Raw genomic sequence first — 14,885 nt, forward strand, 5'->3', positions numbered from 1 at the left:
GCTTCACCGCCAGCTCGAGAGATTGAAGGTGAGCGCCACGACGCCAACCACGATGAGGCTGGCCGCCCAGATCAGATCCAGATTGAACCAGCTTCGCGAGACAAACCTCAATCCCAGATAGCGGTAGACCAGCCACGCCAGACATCCGCCCGCGCCGATCATGGCGGCAACGTGCACCAGAGACACCAGCACCGCCATCCCGAGACTTGCCTTCACAAGACTTGCCTTCATCAGCACACCGGCGGCCTCATGGCCGGCATCGAGGTCGAAGGCTTGGCAGAGACCGAGATAGATCGGTACGAGCATCAAGGCGGCGCCGTGAGCGATAGCAACGGCAAATGACCAGAGCGCCAATTGCGTTGGCGGAATTCGGGCCAGCGTGCGCGGATGACGCCGCTCGATCAGCCGATAGACGCCAAAGCCGATGACGAGAAGGCTCGCACCGATCTGGATCGAGCGCTGCCACTCGGCCAGCACGAGCAGCAGCGCGAATGGCAGCAGAACGAGAAGCGTTGCCAGGAGATGTCCGGCCGCCAGAGCCAACAATGCACGGAAGAGCGCGCGCGAGCTCTTGTCCATGAGCCCGGCCGAAACGGCGAGCGGCCATCCCATCCCCGGATCGATCCCGTGATAGAGACCGCTCGCAACAAGCGCGAGCCAGAGCCAGCCAAGCGCCGGGCTCGCGTGTCCCCAATCTAGGCCGACGGGTAGCAAAGGAGTCCGTCGAACAATCGCCGCCCTCCAGCCTGATCTGGTGCGCACGATATCCGTCGGGGAAGCTCACGAAGTAATCCTTGTCGAGCTCGAGGCCGCCGTCGCGACCGACATTGGCCATGACCTCCACGCCCGGAACTCCGTCTGGATAGAACTGGTCATCCCAGGTGGAATAGAGCGAATTGGTCCAGTACACACGCCTGCCGTCGCGGCTGATCTCGACCATCTGCGGGCCGGCCGCGAATGCCTTGCCGTTGGGATGGGGGGTGCGGCGCGCGATGCCGCCGATGTGGACCGAGCCTGCATGCTTTGGCTTGCGCGGATCACTGACGTCGTACTGGCGCATTTCACCCGTGCCCCAGCACGAGACATAGAGAAAGCGATCGTCCATCGACAGGTCGATATCGGTCACCAGCGGCGGCACGGCACCAAAGCCCTGCAGCAGCGGCGGGAGCTTCTCCTTTGGCGCGGGCTCGGGCGGGATCGTCGCCGTCTTCTCCACGTGGAATGTCCCGCCGTCTCGCCACCAGGTCCAGATCGATGCTTCGAGATTGGTGGTGTCGACCACGACGCCGACGAAGCCGTACTCGCGAACCGGATCATGCGCCGGCCGTACTTCCAGCGCCATCTGATGATTGGCGCCGAGGTCGATGGTCTGGACGTTGCGACGGGCGCGAAGATCCCAGAAGTGGAGACGATGGCCATATTTATTCGCAAGCAGATCTTCCGGGACGATCCCGTTCTCGAACTGCGGCGGCAACGCCCATTCACTCGTCACCATGTAGTCGCGCGGCAGGTTCCACCAGAAATCATAGTGCAGCGTCTGCGGACCACGGTCGATCTCCCATCGTCCCAGGACCTCGAACGTCTCGCAATCCATGATGAAAACGCCTGGAGGACCGTTGGTGCCGTCTTTGCCGCCGCCGCCCAGCGTGCTCACATAGATGCCGTCCGGCCCGCAATGGATGGTATGCGGCCGCGAGTAACCGGTCTTCTTGAAGACTTCCTCGGGCTCGATGATCTTGTGGATCTTGGCTTTGGTCGGATCCGGCTTGGTGTCGATGATGTAGATCCGCGACGAGCGCAGTCCGGGGATGATGAGATAGCGCCGCTCGATGAAGGCATGTCCGGCGAGTGGCGACAAGGCGGAGGAGCAGGCATTCCAGCCGAAGTGATGAAACTCATCGCCCTTGTTGGGCATCGTCACGGTGTGGACGATCTGGCTGTAGGTCGGCGATCCCGGCTTGGCGTCGATGACCGCGAGAGCATCAGGTTTTGAGAAATCTGGACTGAGCAGCAGCGTGTAGGCAAAGTTCTCCGCTGGTGCTTCCATCGCAAGCTTGGGCGATGCGTGAAAGGTGGGATCCGGCCTCATCGTCATGGCACTGCCTCCCTGTTCTGTCGGTTCGCTCCAACCTGGCTCGGGATAACGGCATAATGAAGAGGTGTTACGCGATGTCTCGGGATTGCTCCGCAGGGCCCTGGTTGGCGAACGTATAATATGTCATCGCCGGGCTGCGGGAAACGGGCGGAATCGCGTTAATTCGACGCCATCCGGCGAGATGGGCTGATGAGATGAGGCAATCGCGTACCTCACCCTCGATGTCGTCCCGGCCTAGTGCGCAATTGCGCACGGGGGCCGGGACCGATACTCCCAGGGAGCGGTTATGGCGCGAGCTGGTAACTCCGAATCTTCGCCAAACCAAATGCCGTGGTTATGGATCCCGGCTTTCGCCGGGACGACAGCGGAGTATATTTGCGCCCTACTTCCCCCACCGCAGCGCCAGCGCATCGCGCTCCTTGGCCAGCTCCAGCAGCCCCGCGCGCGTCGCCGGATGCAGCGGCTGGAGCGGATGGCGCACCGTGTCCGACTTGATGACGCCGCCGGCCTGCATCATCACCTTGCAGGCGATCAGGCCGCATTGGCGGTTCTCGTAATTGATCAGCGGCAGCCAGCGCTCATAGGCGGCTTTCGCCTCTTCGCGCTTGCCGGCGAAATAGGGATCGATGATCTGGCGGATGCCGTCGGGATAGCCGCCGCCGGTCATCGCGCCAGTGGCGCCGGCATCGAGATCGGCCAGCAGCGTGATCGCCTCCTCGCCGTCCCAGGGGCCCTCGATGTCCTTGCCGCCCGCCTCGATCAGGCTGCGCAGCTTGGCGGCGGCGAAGGGCACCTCGATCTTGAAATAGCGGATGTTGGCGAGCTCCCGTGCCAGCCGCGCGAGCAGCTCGACGGAGAGCGGCGTGCCGGCCACCGGCGCATCCTGGATCATGACGGGAATGTTGATCGCGTCCGAGAGCACCTTGAAGAATTCGACGATGCCTTTCTCGGGCACGCGGAAGGTCGCGCCGTGATAGGGCGGCATCACCATCACCATGGCAGCGCCGGCCGCCTCGGCCTGCCGGCTGCGCGCGGCGCAGACCGCCGAGCTGAAATGCGTGGTGGTGACGATCACGGGAACCCGGCCCGCCACATGTTGCAGCACCGCATGCATCACCGTTTCGCGCTCGGCATCGGTGAGCACGAACTGCTCGGAGAAATTGGCGAGGATGCAGAGGCCGTTCGAGCCGGCATCGATCATGAAATCGATGCAGCGACGCTGGCCCTCGAGGTCGAGCTCGCCGCGCTCGTCGAAGATGGTGGGCGCGACCGGGAACACGCCGCGATAGGGGCGCTGGACCTTGTGTTGTGGCGTGACCGGCATCGAACTCTCCATCCCAGATGTATCTTACGTCTGTCTCAGCGCTCGCGAAGCGAGCCGGCACAGATGTACCCGCCGCGCGGACCGGCGGCAATGCCCGCGCGACGTTGGATGGAAGAACTGAGGGAGACTACGAGGCGACTACGCGGTCTTCACGGCGCCCAAAAAGCCCTCGACCGCGACGCGGAGACGATCGGCGTCGGCCGACATCTTCTTGACGGAATCCGACAACACCGTGCCGGCGTTGCCGGTCTCCTGGTTCAGCCTGGCGACGCTGCCGATGGTGTCGGTGACCTCGCGGGTGCCTTGTGCGGCCTGCTGGAAGTTGCGCGAGATCTCGGTGGTCGCCGCGCGCTGCTGCTCGACGGCGGCGGCAATCGCCGTCATCTTCTCGTCAATGCCGCTGATGGCGCCGCCGATCGAACGGATGGCAGCCACGGCCTGGCCGGTGGCGCCCTGGATTTCCTCAACCTGGCGCGATATCTCTTCGGTCGCGGTTGCGGTCTGCGCCGCAAGGCTCTTGACCTCGCCGGCGACCACGGCAAAGCCGCGGCCGGCCTCGCCCGCGCGCGCCGCTTCGATGGTGGCGTTCAAGGCCAAGAGGTTGGTCTGGCCGGCGATGGCGTTGATCATCTTCACGACCTCGCCGATGCGGCTTGCGGTCTGGTCGAGAATCTCCACCGTCGCATTGGTCTGCTCGGCCTGCGCAACGGCCTCGCGGGCCTCGCGGGCGCTGGACTGCACCTGTGCGGAGATCTCGCCGACGGATGCGGAGAGTTCCTCGGTCGCGGCCGCGATGGTCTCGAGATTGTTGGTCGCCTGCTCGGCCGCGGAGGAGACCGCCGCGGTCTGGCTGCCCGATTCCGAAACCAGCGAGCGCACGTCAGTCGCAGTGGCATCGAGCTCCCTCGTCGACGCTACGACGCTCTGGATGACCGCCTGCACCGTATCGTCGAAGCTGTGGCACGCTGCATCGACGGTGCCGGAGCGGGCGAGCTGGAGCGCCTGCTGCGATTCGCGCTCCTGGCCCAGGCGTTCGGCGGTGGCCGCGCTTTCGCGCAGGCTTTCGAGCGCGGCAGCCATGGTGCCGAATTCGTCGGGATGCCGGGATTGCGGCACCGGAGTCGCATAGTCGCGCGCGCTGATGCGGGCTATGGCATCGAGAATGGCGCGCACCGGGCGCATGAGGCGATTGCGCACCACGAACACGCCGGCCAGGGTCACGGCCAGCGCCAGCAGGAACGTGAGCGACTGCACGATCAGATTGGTGAGGGCTTTCTGCTGAACCGTCTCCGCGCGTGCGATCGACTGGTCGAGGGCCTTGTTGGCGATGGCGACGATGGTCGCGAACGGCGACTGGCAAAGCGCGTTCCATTCAGCGGCGGGCATCGCGGGACGGCCGCTGCCGTCGAAGCTTTTGGTCAGCTCGCCGATCTGCTTGAGGACACCGTTGGTCTTGGCCCGCGCCTCCTTGGCCGCATTGGCGAGGTCCGCGGTCACATCAGGCGCGGCCAGCAGCTCCTCCATGCCGGTCCAGCCGGCTGTGACGATGCCGTTCCAGCCGGCCACGGTCTGCTTCTGGGTCTCGTCCAGCGGCTTGGAGCTGTTGACGTTCGGGCGCAGGGTCGAGCACTGGATGCCGTAGCGGTCGCGCACCTGCCAGGCGAGGCGGCGGGCCTGGATCATGCGGGCGATGAAAGGATCGTTCATCCACGCGCGGTTCGACACGGCGGTGGACGCGAGATTGGCGGTCTCGATCACCCTGGTGACGGCATCGTACCAGGCGGCGGTGCGCTCCACCTTGCGCTCGCCGCGCGGCAGCTTGGCCTCGTCGTAGAACAGCTGGAATTTCGGCGCGGCCTCGCTCCAACGCTGCTTCAACGTGCTCGCAAGCTCGTCCCGGCGGGCGAATTCGACGGTGGAGAGCGCGGCCATGATGGCGTCAAAGCCGGCCTGCTCTGCCTTCTCGGCGGCGCCCAGCTTGGCGCGCGGATCGTCCTCGCCGAGCAGCGCGCTCTGAGCATCGCCGCGATTGTTGCGCAAGGACAGCACGCCATGGAAGATCGCCTTGTCGGCGTTCGCGAGCCGTTCGGTTTCCAAACTGTCGCTGTAGCGGCCGAAGGCGCCGAACATCTGGATCGCCGTGCTGGTCAGCGCACCAACCGCCAGCAGCGCCATCAACACCAGGAGAAGCGTGCTTACCGATTTCTTAAACATTGCCATGGGCCGGGGCCTACTCGTCACGAATAGGCCACCTTGCATCGCGACATGCCAAGGTTTGGTTAAGGCTTTAATCAAATACCCGCGGTTGTGCCTGCCGGTAGGGCCGCGTTCCTTCACCCAACCTTGGTGAAATCAGGCGGACGGCGCTCCGCAAAGGCGGTGAATGCCTCGCGCGCTTCGGCGGTGCGCAGGCGCTGCGCGAACTGCTCGCCCTCCGCGTTCATCTGCGCGACCAGCGCCTCGCCATTGCGCATCAGCCGCTTGGTGGCGATGAGCGCGCCGGCCGGCTGGCGGGCCAGACGCTGGGCGAGTGCGAGCGCCTCGGTATCGAGCCGGTCGAGCGGCACCACCCAGTTGGCGAGGCCCCATTCCAGCGCGGCCTGCGCCGGCACCGTCTCGCCAAGCGCAAACATCTCGTAGGCCCGGGCATAGCCGATGCGCGCCGGCATCAACAGGCTGGAGGCGGCTTCCGGTACCAGCGCCAGGCCGACGAACGGCGTCGACAATTGCGCATTGTCGGCGAGCACGACGAGATCGCAATGCAACAGCATCGTGGTGCCGACACCGACGGCGCGGCCCTGCACGGCCGCAACCAGCGGCCGGGTGCATCGTGCCAGCGACTGGATGAAGCGCACGACGTTGCGGCTGCCTTCCGATTTGCCCGCAGCAACCGCCGCGAATTCGCCGACATCGTTGCCGGCAGTGAACATGTCGCCCTCGCCGCGGATCAGGATCACGCGGGCCGACGGATCGAACTCGGCGGATTCGATGCTGTCGGCGAGCTTGCCGTACATCGCGTCCGTGAGCGCGTTCTTCTTGTCGGGGCGCGCCAATGTCAGCGTGAGAATTCCGCCATTGCTCTCGATCCGGACGTGCTCGGTCATTCCTCTACTCCTCTTGGAAACTTGTCCTGAATGCTCGTCAGCCAGCGCGCGACGATGTCGATCTCAGCAACCGTAAATCCTTCCGTCAGCGCCGCGTTGACCTCCGCCGCGCCTGCTTTCGCCTGCGCCAGCGCGGTGCGCCCCTTCGGCGTCAGCCAGATCCGCCAGGCGCGGCCGTCCTCGCGGTCGGCTCGCCGCTCGATCAGTTTGGCGGCCGCGGTGCGGTCGACGAGGCCGGAAATGCCGGCCGGGCCAAGATCGAGCGCCGCGCCCGCCTCGCCCATCAGCACGCCGTCCTGTCGGCCGAGGATGAAGAGCAGCCCGGCCTGCGCCGGCGTCACCTCGCTCTCGGGCCGAGCCGCCATCCAGCGCTGCAACCGGCGTTGCGCGACGCTCAGCAGGTAGATCAGCCGATGGTGGGGTACTTTAGTTCGCATGCGAAATATATATCGGGGTTGGTGGGATTGTCAAAAGAGCTTGCTAAGCGCCACACGCTTGACCGCCGGCTCTTTTTATGTTCCTTATTTGTTCTGTTCTAGTTTTGGTTGTGGCGGAGTTATTTCATGACGGACGATGTGCGCGGCGAGCGTGAGCCGGCTCAGCTCGTGATTTACAACGATGACGACACGCCGGACGAGTTCGTCATCGGGCTGCTCCGCCAGGTTTTTGGCAAGTCGGACCGCGAAGCAGCCGCTCTGATGATGCGGATCGAGCGCGAGGAGAAAGCCGCCTGCGGTCCCTACCCGCAATCCGTCGCAGAGGCGCTTTTCAAGTCGGCCAGTCAATATATTTGGCTGGGCCAGCATCCCCTGAAGATCACGCTGGAAGAGATCAGGACTCCCTGTGAGCTCTGCGGCAAGCCGAAAGGGCAGACGGATGTTCGCATCGGCAGCCGTACCGTGTGGCTATGCAACGACTGCATGCGCGCCGCAGACACCGTGAATGCGCCGCAAGAACCGGAAAAGGAGCTCGAACACGCCTGCGAGGTGCTGGACTGGCACTTCACCGGCGTCCCACGCAGCAAGCTCGTGACCACGATCCGTCAGTTTCCCGGCCATATGCGGGTAGATCTCCAGGCCGCGATCGACCGCCTGTTCGGCAAGGCGATCCGGCTTTTCGGGCTGAACGAGGAACAGCGCTACGAAACGCTGTCGATTTCACGGCTCCTTCGGGAAGGCCGCAACGCGCTCGCGATTGCACCGCTGCAATATTCTGACCTCGATGTCGGCGAGAAGAGCCCGGTCAAGTGCCTCGATAACGGTCTGTGGCTGTGCGAGCAGGATGGTCTTCGCTACGCGGTATTGCTCTGCGCGCACCGCGAATACAGCCGCGAGCCGGGGATTCGACTAGAAATCGTTGTGCCTGCGGGCACCGCAGGCGCAGTCCTCGTCCAGCAATGCTTCGGCGAATTGGAACAGGCCGTGCAAGCCGCGCGCACCTATCGCGGAAAAATCCTCTCGCTTGATGCCAACTCTGACTATCGCGGATACTCGCGCGGCATCACCGTGCATCGGTTGCCGCCGGTGTCGCGGAACGAGGTGATCCTCCCGGAGCGGACCTTGCGGCTGCTCGATCGCAACGTGCTGAATTTCGTCGGCACGCGCGATCAGTTGCGCCGGCTTGGCCAGTCGACACGCAAGGGCATCCTTTTGTACGGGCCGCCCGGCACGGGCAAGACCCACACGATCCGCTATCTCGCAACACATTTGCCGGGCATACGACGCTGATCATCACCGCCGAGCAAATCGGCCTTCTCGGTGCCTATATGAGCCTGGCACGGCTGCTTCAGCCGTCGATGGTCGTGATCGAGGACGTCGATCTCATTGCCCGCGACCGCGACGACATGGGGCCGTGTGAGGAGTCCATGTTGAACAAATTGCTCAACGAGATGGACGGGCTGAAGGAGGACGCAGACATCCTGTTCATCCTGACCACCAATCGGCCGGAGGACCTCGAAAGTGCGCTCGCCGGTCGCCCCGGTCGCATCGACCAGGCGATCGAAGTGCCCCTGCCTGACGAGACCGGCCGCAACAAGCTGGCTCGGCTCTATGGCAAAGGACTGCCGCTCAATGATGCGGTCGTCGCGGAGGCCGCCCGACGCAGCGAGGGCACGAGCTGCGCGTTCATCAAGGAACTGATGCGACGGCTGGCGCAGGCCAGCCTCGCTCGCGATGGCGGCAACTCCGTAACGTCAGCCGATATCGACGAGGCCCTCGATGACATGCTGTTCTCCGGCGGCCGCCTCAATGCGCGCCTGCTCGGCGGCGCGCAGGAGATGGCAGCGGGATGAAGTTAGTCGCGAAGGCCAGCCGGCCTCCTCCCTTTAGGGCGCACAGGTGAAGCTCGAGGCCTCCGTCAACGGGCCGCGCTTGTAGTGCGGCCAGGCTGGCCAGCGGCACAGCGGCAGCGCGCGGGTCACCGCAAACGACGGCGCCTCGATCTTCTGCTCGGTGACTTCGAGATCGCCGGGCGCCTTGCCGTTCTCGACCCAGTCGACCAGCGCGCTCAGCATGTCGACATTGGCCGGCGCCCCGGAGCCGACATGGTCGACACCGGGGGCGGTGTAGAGCCGCGCAAACTCGGCGGTCTCGGCCTTGCCGAGCTTGCGCTCGACGCTCTCGAAATAGCGGATGCCGGCATAGGGGCTCTGTGCGTAGTCGGCCATGTGCTCGAGCATGATCAGCCGACCGCCGCGCATCCGGAAGCGGCTGAGATCGGGATCGGTCGAATCCATCAGCTTGGAGACTTCGAGCAGCCGCGCCTTGTGCTCCTCCAGCTTGTAGGTGGTGACGTCAAGCTTGGGATCGCGCGCGAACACATATTGAATGCCTCCGGCGCCATAGATCCAGGCGATGCCATTGTTGGGCGCAGGCGGCTGCGCCGGCGGCGCGGTGCCGAGCCACCAGGCCACCCAGCCGCCGGTCGGGCCGATTGCCGGCGTGTCCTCGCCGGAGATGCCCCAACCCGGATAATCGTCGAGACCATTGGCGAGCGCGAACGGGAATTTGTAGGTGCCATGCAGCGTGTTCACGGCCTTGATCTGCGCCTCAGTGAGACACTGATCGCCGCTCTGGCCCGCCGCGCAGCGCAGCGTCTCGACCTTGAACGCCGCCTTGCAGGCGACCGGATCCTGCACCAGCGCATCGTCGGAGCCATCGGCCTTGTCGCAGGCCGCGCGCACGGCATCACCCACGAGCTTGACCTGTGCCGGATTGATCCAACCCGCGCCCATGGTCGCGAGACCAGAGCGGGTGCCGGCATGCTGCAAGCCGACCCAGTTGATCACGGGCACACGGGCGAAGATGCCGTCGAAATCGTCGGGGTAGCGCTGGGCCATGGTGAGGCCTTCGCGGCCACCCTCGGACGAGCCCATGAAATACATCTTGTCCGGCTTCCTGCCGTAAGCGCGCTGCATCAGCGCGACGGCGGCATCGCGCACCTTCTTGTAGGCGCGATGAGCGAAATTCTCGAACGCCTCATCGTTGAGCGCGAACAGCTGCGGTGGCTCGCCCTGCTTGGTCTCGTGGCCGGAATCGGTGCCATAGGTGACGAAGCCGCGCGCCAGCGGTGACGGCTTGTCGAACGGATAAGCCGGCGGCAGCGCAAGTCCCGTGATCAGCACGCCGTTAAAACCGCCGCCGCCATATTGCAGCGAGCGCCCGTTCCATTCGACGGGAAGATTGACCTCGAATTTGATCGGCGGCGTCTTGGGATCGGTGGGATCGATGTGTCCGAGCACCTTGCAGAAGCGCGGATTGGCCGGCGTGATGCGTCCCGACGGGGTCGGCCCGCGCTCGGCGACCGCGAGTTGCGACGGCGCCTGCAACGCCGCGGAATCAATCTTCACGGCGTCAGTGCCGACGAGCGCCTTGCAGACGGCATCTGCATCTTCCGCCAGCGTCGCCGCCGACGCGCTGCCCGCAGTCAACGCAGCCGCGGTCCCTACGAGCAAGACACAGAGCTTCGCACGCATTTGCGCCATCGTTCCCCCGTTTTCTATTCTCGTTCGATCCGTCAGGAAGCCGCATTGAAGGCGACCTCCGGCCGGCCGTCAATGACGCGCTAGTGCTCGAACACCAGCCGCGCGCCGACCGTGCCGTCGAGGGCGCGGATCTGCTGGAGCAGCGCGGCTGAATCCTGACCGCCGAGGTCGGCGTCGAGCACGACATAGCCGAGGTCGCCGGCGGTCTCCAGATATTGCGCGGCGATGTTGATGTCGCGCTGGAGGAAGACTTCGTTGAGCCGGCGCAGCATGCCAGGCACGTTGCGATGGACGTGGCTGAAGCGCGCGCCGGAGGGGCGCAAGTGCAGCTGCACCTCGGGGAAGTTCACCGCGCCCATGGTCGATCCCGTGATGAAATAGTCGATCAGCTTGCGCGCGACCTCACCGCCGATGCGCTCCTGCGCCTCCTCGGTCGAGCCGCCGATATGCGGCGTGAGGATGACGTTCTCGAGGCCCTGCACCGGGCTCTTGAACCGATCCGCGTTCGAGGAGGGCTCGACCGGAAACACGTCGACGGCCGCGCCGGCGAGATGACCATCGCGCAAGGCGCGCGCGAGCGCATCGAGATCGACCACGGTGCCGCGGCTGTTGTTGATCAGGAACGAGCCTGATTTCATCGCCCGCAGCTCCTTCTCGCCGATCATGCCTGATGTCTCCGGCGTTTCCGGCACGTGCAGGCTGACGATGTCACTCTGCGCCAGCAGCTCTTCCAGTTTCTCGACCGGCTCGGTGTTGCCGTGACGGAGCTTGTCGGTTCGGTCGAAGTAGATCACGCGCATGCCCATGGCTTCGGCGAGCGTCGAGAGCTGCGAGCCGATATTACCGTAGCCGACGATGCCGAGCGTGCGGCCGCGGACCTCGCGGCTGCCGGTCGCCGACTTGTCCCAGCCGCCCTCATGCGCCGACACCGAGCGCGGAAAGATCCGCCGCAGCAGCATCACGATCTCGCCGATCACGAGCTCGGCGACGCTGCGCGTGTTGGAGAACGGCGCGTTGAAGACGGGAATGCCGCGCTTGTGCGCCGCGGTGAGATCGACCTGATTGGTTCCAACGCTGAAGCAGCCGACTGCGAGTAGCTGGCCGGCGGCGCCAAGCACCTCGTCGGTGATCTGGGTGCGCGAGCGGATGCCGAGCAGCGACACGCCCTTGAGCGCCCGCCGCAGATATTCGCCGTCCAGCGCCTTGGTCAGGCGCTCGACATTGGTGAAGCCCGCGCTTTTGAACAGGTCGACAGCGCTGTCATTGACGCCTTCGAGCAGCAGCGCCTTCGCATTCCGCTCGGGGCTTTGGCCTGGGGCTGGCATGGTGTCTCCGTAAGTAGCAGCTTTGCCGCAGCTCATAGACCGCGGACGGTCCGCGGCACAATAGGAATTGGATGCGGGGAGAGGATGGCGGCGGCCGGTAAGCAGGGAGGGCACCGCTCTCAGCTTCAAAGTCGTCCTGGCGAAAGCCAGGACCCATTATCCCAGACGCCTGGTGTCCGGCAATCTGGGGCCACGAGATCCCCAGACAACACGGGACGGTGGTAATGGATCCTGGATCAGCGCTCGCTATCGGACAACGCTACGCGTTGCCAAGCGCTCGCTTGTCCAGGACGACGAAGAAGATTTGTTGCGCGCCAACAGAGTCAAATCACATAAAACCCGTGCGTTCCATCCCGGCGGAGCTGCTCGACGAGACCGTACTCCCAATCCAGATAGGCCTGCATCGCGGCTTGCGCGACGTCGGTGCCTTCATAGGGCCGGCGGTAGCGAAGCGCCGGGTCGGGCTTGGGCAGCAGGCGCGGCGGACCAACTTCGAGCGCGCCGTCATAGCCGCCTTCGAGCACATAGACCTCCCAGCCCATCTGCGCCAGCCAGGACGCCGTCATGTCGGCACGCACGGCCTTGTCGTCGGTCAGCAGGATACGCGCCCCGCGCACCGGCGCGGCCATGTCGGTCTCCTGGACCAGCTGGCCGCCGGGATAATGACGGAAGCCCGGCAGATGGCCCGCGGCATATTCCTCCGCGTCGCGCACGTCGAAGCGATAGAGCGTGCGATCGGTCTGCACGACAAGCGCCGCCGCCTCGCTCGCGCCGATATGACGAACGCCGGCGCGATAGGCGACGTCGCGGGCATTGGCCGGGCCGCCTTCGAACGGCCCGATCGCGCCGCGCCTGTCGGCGCCGTGATCGAGCGTGTGGCGCGACAGCGTCCAGCCGATGGTACCGTTGCGCAGCGCGCGCACCTTGTTGGGCATGCCGGCATTGATCAGCGACTGGGTGCCGATGATCGAGCGCGTGCGGCCGGCGCAGTTGACGATGATGGTGGTTTCAGGGTCGGGCGCGGCCTGCCCGGCCCGCAGCACCAGCTCCGCGCCGGGCACGCTGACCGAGCCCGGAATGTTCATGGTGGCATATTCGTCGAAGCGGCGGACATCGAGGATGGCGATGTTGGCCTTCTCGGCAATGAGTTTGGCCACCTCGTCGGCGCTGAGCGAAGGCGTATGGCGGCGCGCCTCGACCAGCTCGCCAAATGCTTTCGAATAGGAATTGACGTCCTCGAACACTTCGTAGCCCGCCGCGTGCCAAGCCTTTAGCCCGCCTTCGAGCACGCGGATGCTGCTGTAGCCGAGCGCGGCCAGCCGTTCGGCGCCGGTTGCGACCAGCCCCTCGCCGTCATCATAGAGCACGATCGCCACGTCCTTGCGCGGCAGCCTGACCTCGGCTTCGACCGCGATCCGGTCGGCAGCCATGTTGGCGGCGAACAGCGGATGACCGGTCGCGAACGCCGCCTCGTATCTGAGATCAAGCAGCGCGATCTCCTCGCGCAGGAGCAGCGCGCGGCGGATCTCGGCGGGCGTGACGGTGGGAAGCTTCATGGCGTGAACCCTTGGGGAGGACAGGCCACGGGCTTTTGAACCATTGCAAGCGCGTTGGCTAGCCTTCGCCGCGGCTCACTCGCCGGGAACGAGCCGCCCCAGCGGCGGCTGCGCCGGGCGCCGCAGCTTGCGGCGTGACAGATAGAGCAGAATGCCGGTGACGGCGAACAGCGGCATCAAGGCCGCGGCAATCATGAAGGCGAGCTTGCCGGGCCAGCCCAGGATGGCGCCGCGGTGGATGTCGTAAATGGCCGCGATGACCTTCTCGCCGAACGTCTTGTCGGAATAGCGCTCCGCGGAAGCCAGCTGACCGGTGACCGCGTCGATACGAAACTCGTCGCGCGTGGCCTCGAGCGTCATGTCCTTCCCCCACGACCGGATCCGGATCACCGTGCCGGGGCTCGCCGGCAGCGTCAGCAAAGCCCTAGCGAAGCGGCCGCCCTCCTCGCGCTGGAACGTCGTCCATGCCTGATCGAAGCCGATCGGCTGCGCCGGCTCGGGACGGCCGGCAGCGCGCGGCGGGTTTGCGGGCATCATCTTCGCCGCCGGGCCTTGCGGCCGCGACAACAACCAGACGACGCCATCCTTGTACCAGTCGAACGAGTACCAGAGCCCGGTGAGCGTCATCACCAGATAGATCGGCAGGACCCAGGTGCCGATGATGGCATGCAGCGACCGGTGCAGGCCGCGGCCGCTAAGCGAGAGATTCGGCTTCAGCCACATCTTCACGCTGCCGGCACGACGCGGCCAGCGCAGCACGAGGCCCGAGACCAGCATGACGATCAAGCCGAGCGCCACGACGCCGGTGATCTGACGTCCCCAGCCCTTGGCGTCGCCGGGGATGAGCAGCCAGCGATGCAGCCTGCGCACGGTCGCGAAAAACTCCTCGCCGCGCGGCGAGCCCAGCACGCGTGCGTCATAGGGGTCGACATAGAGCGAGGCCGGCCTCCCGCCCTGCTCGTCGCGCCCGAAGCGGACACGCACCGCCGCGGACGGATCGCTCGACAGCATGACGGCCGAGACTTTGCCGACGTCGTGCGTTGCCTTCAGCCGTGCAACCAGCTCGTCCGGCATCAGCGCCGGCGCGGGCCGCGGCACCACCAGCATGATGCCAGCGTTGAGATGGTCGACGATCTCGTCCTCAAAACTCATGATCGCGCCAGTCAGCGCGATCAAGGCAAGCAGCAGCGCGAGCGCGAGCCCCGCGATGGAATGGACCTGAAGCAGGATGGACTTAAAGGCACGCCAGGACTCACGCATCGGCACCGCCCCCTCTGGTCGGGACGACCCGCAAATCGGCTTCAGCGCGCTGCAGCCCCATCGCTAGAACTTCACCATCGCCGACAGCGAGAAACGACGCGCATCACCAGCGGCACGGCCGCTGCGATGAGAAGACCTGCACGGCTCTTGCCGGCGTGGGGTCGACGACCGTTCACGCGCAGGCCGTCCAGATGAGCAGGCACGTTCGATTCACTTCCAAGTCAGACACAGCATTGAAG

11 protein-coding genes and 1 pseudogene are annotated in these 14,885 nt (G+C 65.3%); 2 read left to right on the top strand and 10 right to left on the bottom strand.

From position 1 onward, the window contains the following. Positions 1-3: 3 nt before the first annotated feature. The 6 genes and pseudogenes from ACSKB8_RS06665 to ACSKB8_RS06690 form a co-directional block, all read right to left on the bottom strand. Positions 4-612, bottom strand: coding sequence for a hypothetical protein (locus ACSKB8_RS06665; protein WP_438110439.1), 609 nt, complete (start codon positions 610-612; stop codon positions 4-6). 83 nt (positions 613-695) lie between these two features. Further along, positions 696-2,095 (bottom strand): annotated as a pseudogene (locus ACSKB8_RS06670) (selenium-binding protein SBP56-related protein). A 382-nt stretch (positions 2,096-2,477) separates the two neighbouring features. Then, complete coding sequence (locus ACSKB8_RS06675) at positions 2,478-3,419, bottom strand: dihydrodipicolinate synthase family protein (RefSeq protein WP_438103343.1); 942 nt, start codon at positions 3,417-3,419, stop codon at positions 2,478-2,480. 138 nt (positions 3,420-3,557) lie between these two features. Continuing rightward, on the bottom strand, positions 3,558-5,639 hold the full coding sequence (locus ACSKB8_RS06680; RefSeq protein WP_438103345.1) for a methyl-accepting chemotaxis protein: 2,082 nt from the start codon (positions 5,637-5,639) through the stop codon (positions 3,558-3,560). Between the two features lie 113 nt (positions 5,640-5,752). Beyond that, positions 5,753-6,523 carry an enoyl-CoA hydratase gene (locus ACSKB8_RS06685; protein ID WP_438103347.1) on the bottom strand — a complete coding sequence of 257 codons (771 nt, stop codon included), beginning with the start codon at positions 6,521-6,523 and terminating at the stop codon, positions 5,753-5,755. Continuing rightward, positions 6,520-6,960 carry a MarR family winged helix-turn-helix transcriptional regulator gene (locus tag ACSKB8_RS06690; protein WP_438103349.1) on the bottom strand — a complete coding sequence of 147 codons (441 nt, stop codon included), beginning with the start codon at positions 6,958-6,960 and terminating at the stop codon, positions 6,520-6,522. Before ACSKB8_RS06690 ends, ACSKB8_RS06685 begins: the two co-directional genes overlap by 4 nt. Positions 6,961-7,098: 138 nt before the next feature. On the opposite strand from ACSKB8_RS06690, the gene ACSKB8_RS06695 reads away from it, so the two are divergent. Both ACSKB8_RS06695 and ACSKB8_RS06700 read left to right on the top strand, forming a co-directional pair. Continuing rightward, positions 7,099-8,250 (top strand): ATP-dependent Clp protease adaptor ClpS, encoded by a 1,152-nt coding sequence (locus tag ACSKB8_RS06695; protein ID WP_438103351.1) that lies wholly within the window; start codon positions 7,099-7,101, stop codon positions 8,248-8,250. Between the two features lie 38 nt (positions 8,251-8,288). Continuing rightward, a complete protein-coding gene (locus ACSKB8_RS06700; RefSeq protein WP_438103353.1) occupies positions 8,289-8,813 on the top strand; it encodes an AAA family ATPase in 525 nt (174 codons plus the stop codon). Positions 8,814-8,846: 33 nt separating this feature from the next. On the opposite strand, the gene ACSKB8_RS06705 is transcribed toward ACSKB8_RS06700, so the two are convergent. The 4 genes from ACSKB8_RS06705 to ACSKB8_RS06720 form a co-directional block, all read right to left on the bottom strand. After that, positions 8,847-10,505, bottom strand: coding sequence for a tannase/feruloyl esterase family alpha/beta hydrolase (locus ACSKB8_RS06705; RefSeq protein WP_438103355.1), 1,659 nt, complete (start codon positions 10,503-10,505; stop codon positions 8,847-8,849). Between the two features lie 80 nt (positions 10,506-10,585). After that, a complete protein-coding gene (gene serA, locus ACSKB8_RS06710) occupies positions 10,586-11,830 on the bottom strand; it encodes a phosphoglycerate dehydrogenase (RefSeq protein WP_438103357.1) in 1,245 nt (414 codons plus the stop codon). A gap of 323 nt (positions 11,831-12,153) precedes the next feature. After that, positions 12,154-13,386: a rhodanese-like domain-containing protein gene (locus ACSKB8_RS06715; protein WP_438103358.1), complete on the bottom strand. Its 1,233-nt coding sequence runs from the start codon at positions 13,384-13,386 to the stop codon at positions 12,154-12,156. 75 nt (positions 13,387-13,461) lie between these two features. Then, positions 13,462-14,646 (bottom strand): PepSY-associated TM helix domain-containing protein, encoded by a 1,185-nt coding sequence (locus ACSKB8_RS06720; protein ID WP_438103360.1) that lies wholly within the window; start codon positions 14,644-14,646, stop codon positions 13,462-13,464. Positions 14,647-14,885: the final 239 nt, after the last annotated feature.

The organism is Bradyrhizobium sp. BR 1432 (assembly GCF_051547705.1).
GTDB classification, from domain to species: domain Bacteria; phylum Pseudomonadota; class Alphaproteobacteria; order Rhizobiales; family Xanthobacteraceae; genus Bradyrhizobium; species Bradyrhizobium zhanjiangense.

Coding starts and splice junctions, on each gene's coding strand:
- ACSKB8_RS06705 (WP_438103355.1), bottom strand. CDS start 10,505: ATGGCGCAAATGCGTGCGAAGCTCTGTGTCTTGCTCGTAGGGACCGCG.
- ACSKB8_RS06715 (WP_438103358.1), bottom strand. CDS start 13,386: ATGAAGCTTCCCACCGTCACGCCCGCCGAGATCCGCCGCGCGCTGCTC.
- ACSKB8_RS06665 (WP_438110439.1), bottom strand. CDS start 612: ATGGGATGGCCGCTCGCCGTTTCGGCCGGGCTCATGGACAAGAGCTCG.
- ACSKB8_RS06690 (WP_438103349.1), bottom strand. CDS start 6,960: ATGCGAACTAAAGTACCCCACCATCGGCTGATCTACCTGCTGAGCGTC.
- ACSKB8_RS06685 (WP_438103347.1), bottom strand. CDS start 6,523: ATGACCGAGCACGTCCGGATCGAGAGCAATGGCGGAATTCTCACGCTG.
- ACSKB8_RS06675 (WP_438103343.1), bottom strand. CDS start 3,419: ATGCCGGTCACGCCACAACACAAGGTCCAGCGCCCCTATCGCGGCGTG.
- ACSKB8_RS06700 (WP_438103353.1), top strand. CDS start 8,289: ATGAGCCTGGCACGGCTGCTTCAGCCGTCGATGGTCGTGATCGAGGAC.
- serA (WP_438103357.1), bottom strand. CDS start 11,830: ATGCCAGCCCCAGGCCAAAGCCCCGAGCGGAATGCGAAGGCGCTGCTG.
- ACSKB8_RS06720 (WP_438103360.1), bottom strand. CDS start 14,646: ATGCGTGAGTCCTGGCGTGCCTTTAAGTCCATCCTGCTTCAGGTCCAT.
- ACSKB8_RS06680 (WP_438103345.1), bottom strand. CDS start 5,639: ATGGCAATGTTTAAGAAATCGGTAAGCACGCTTCTCCTGGTGTTGATG.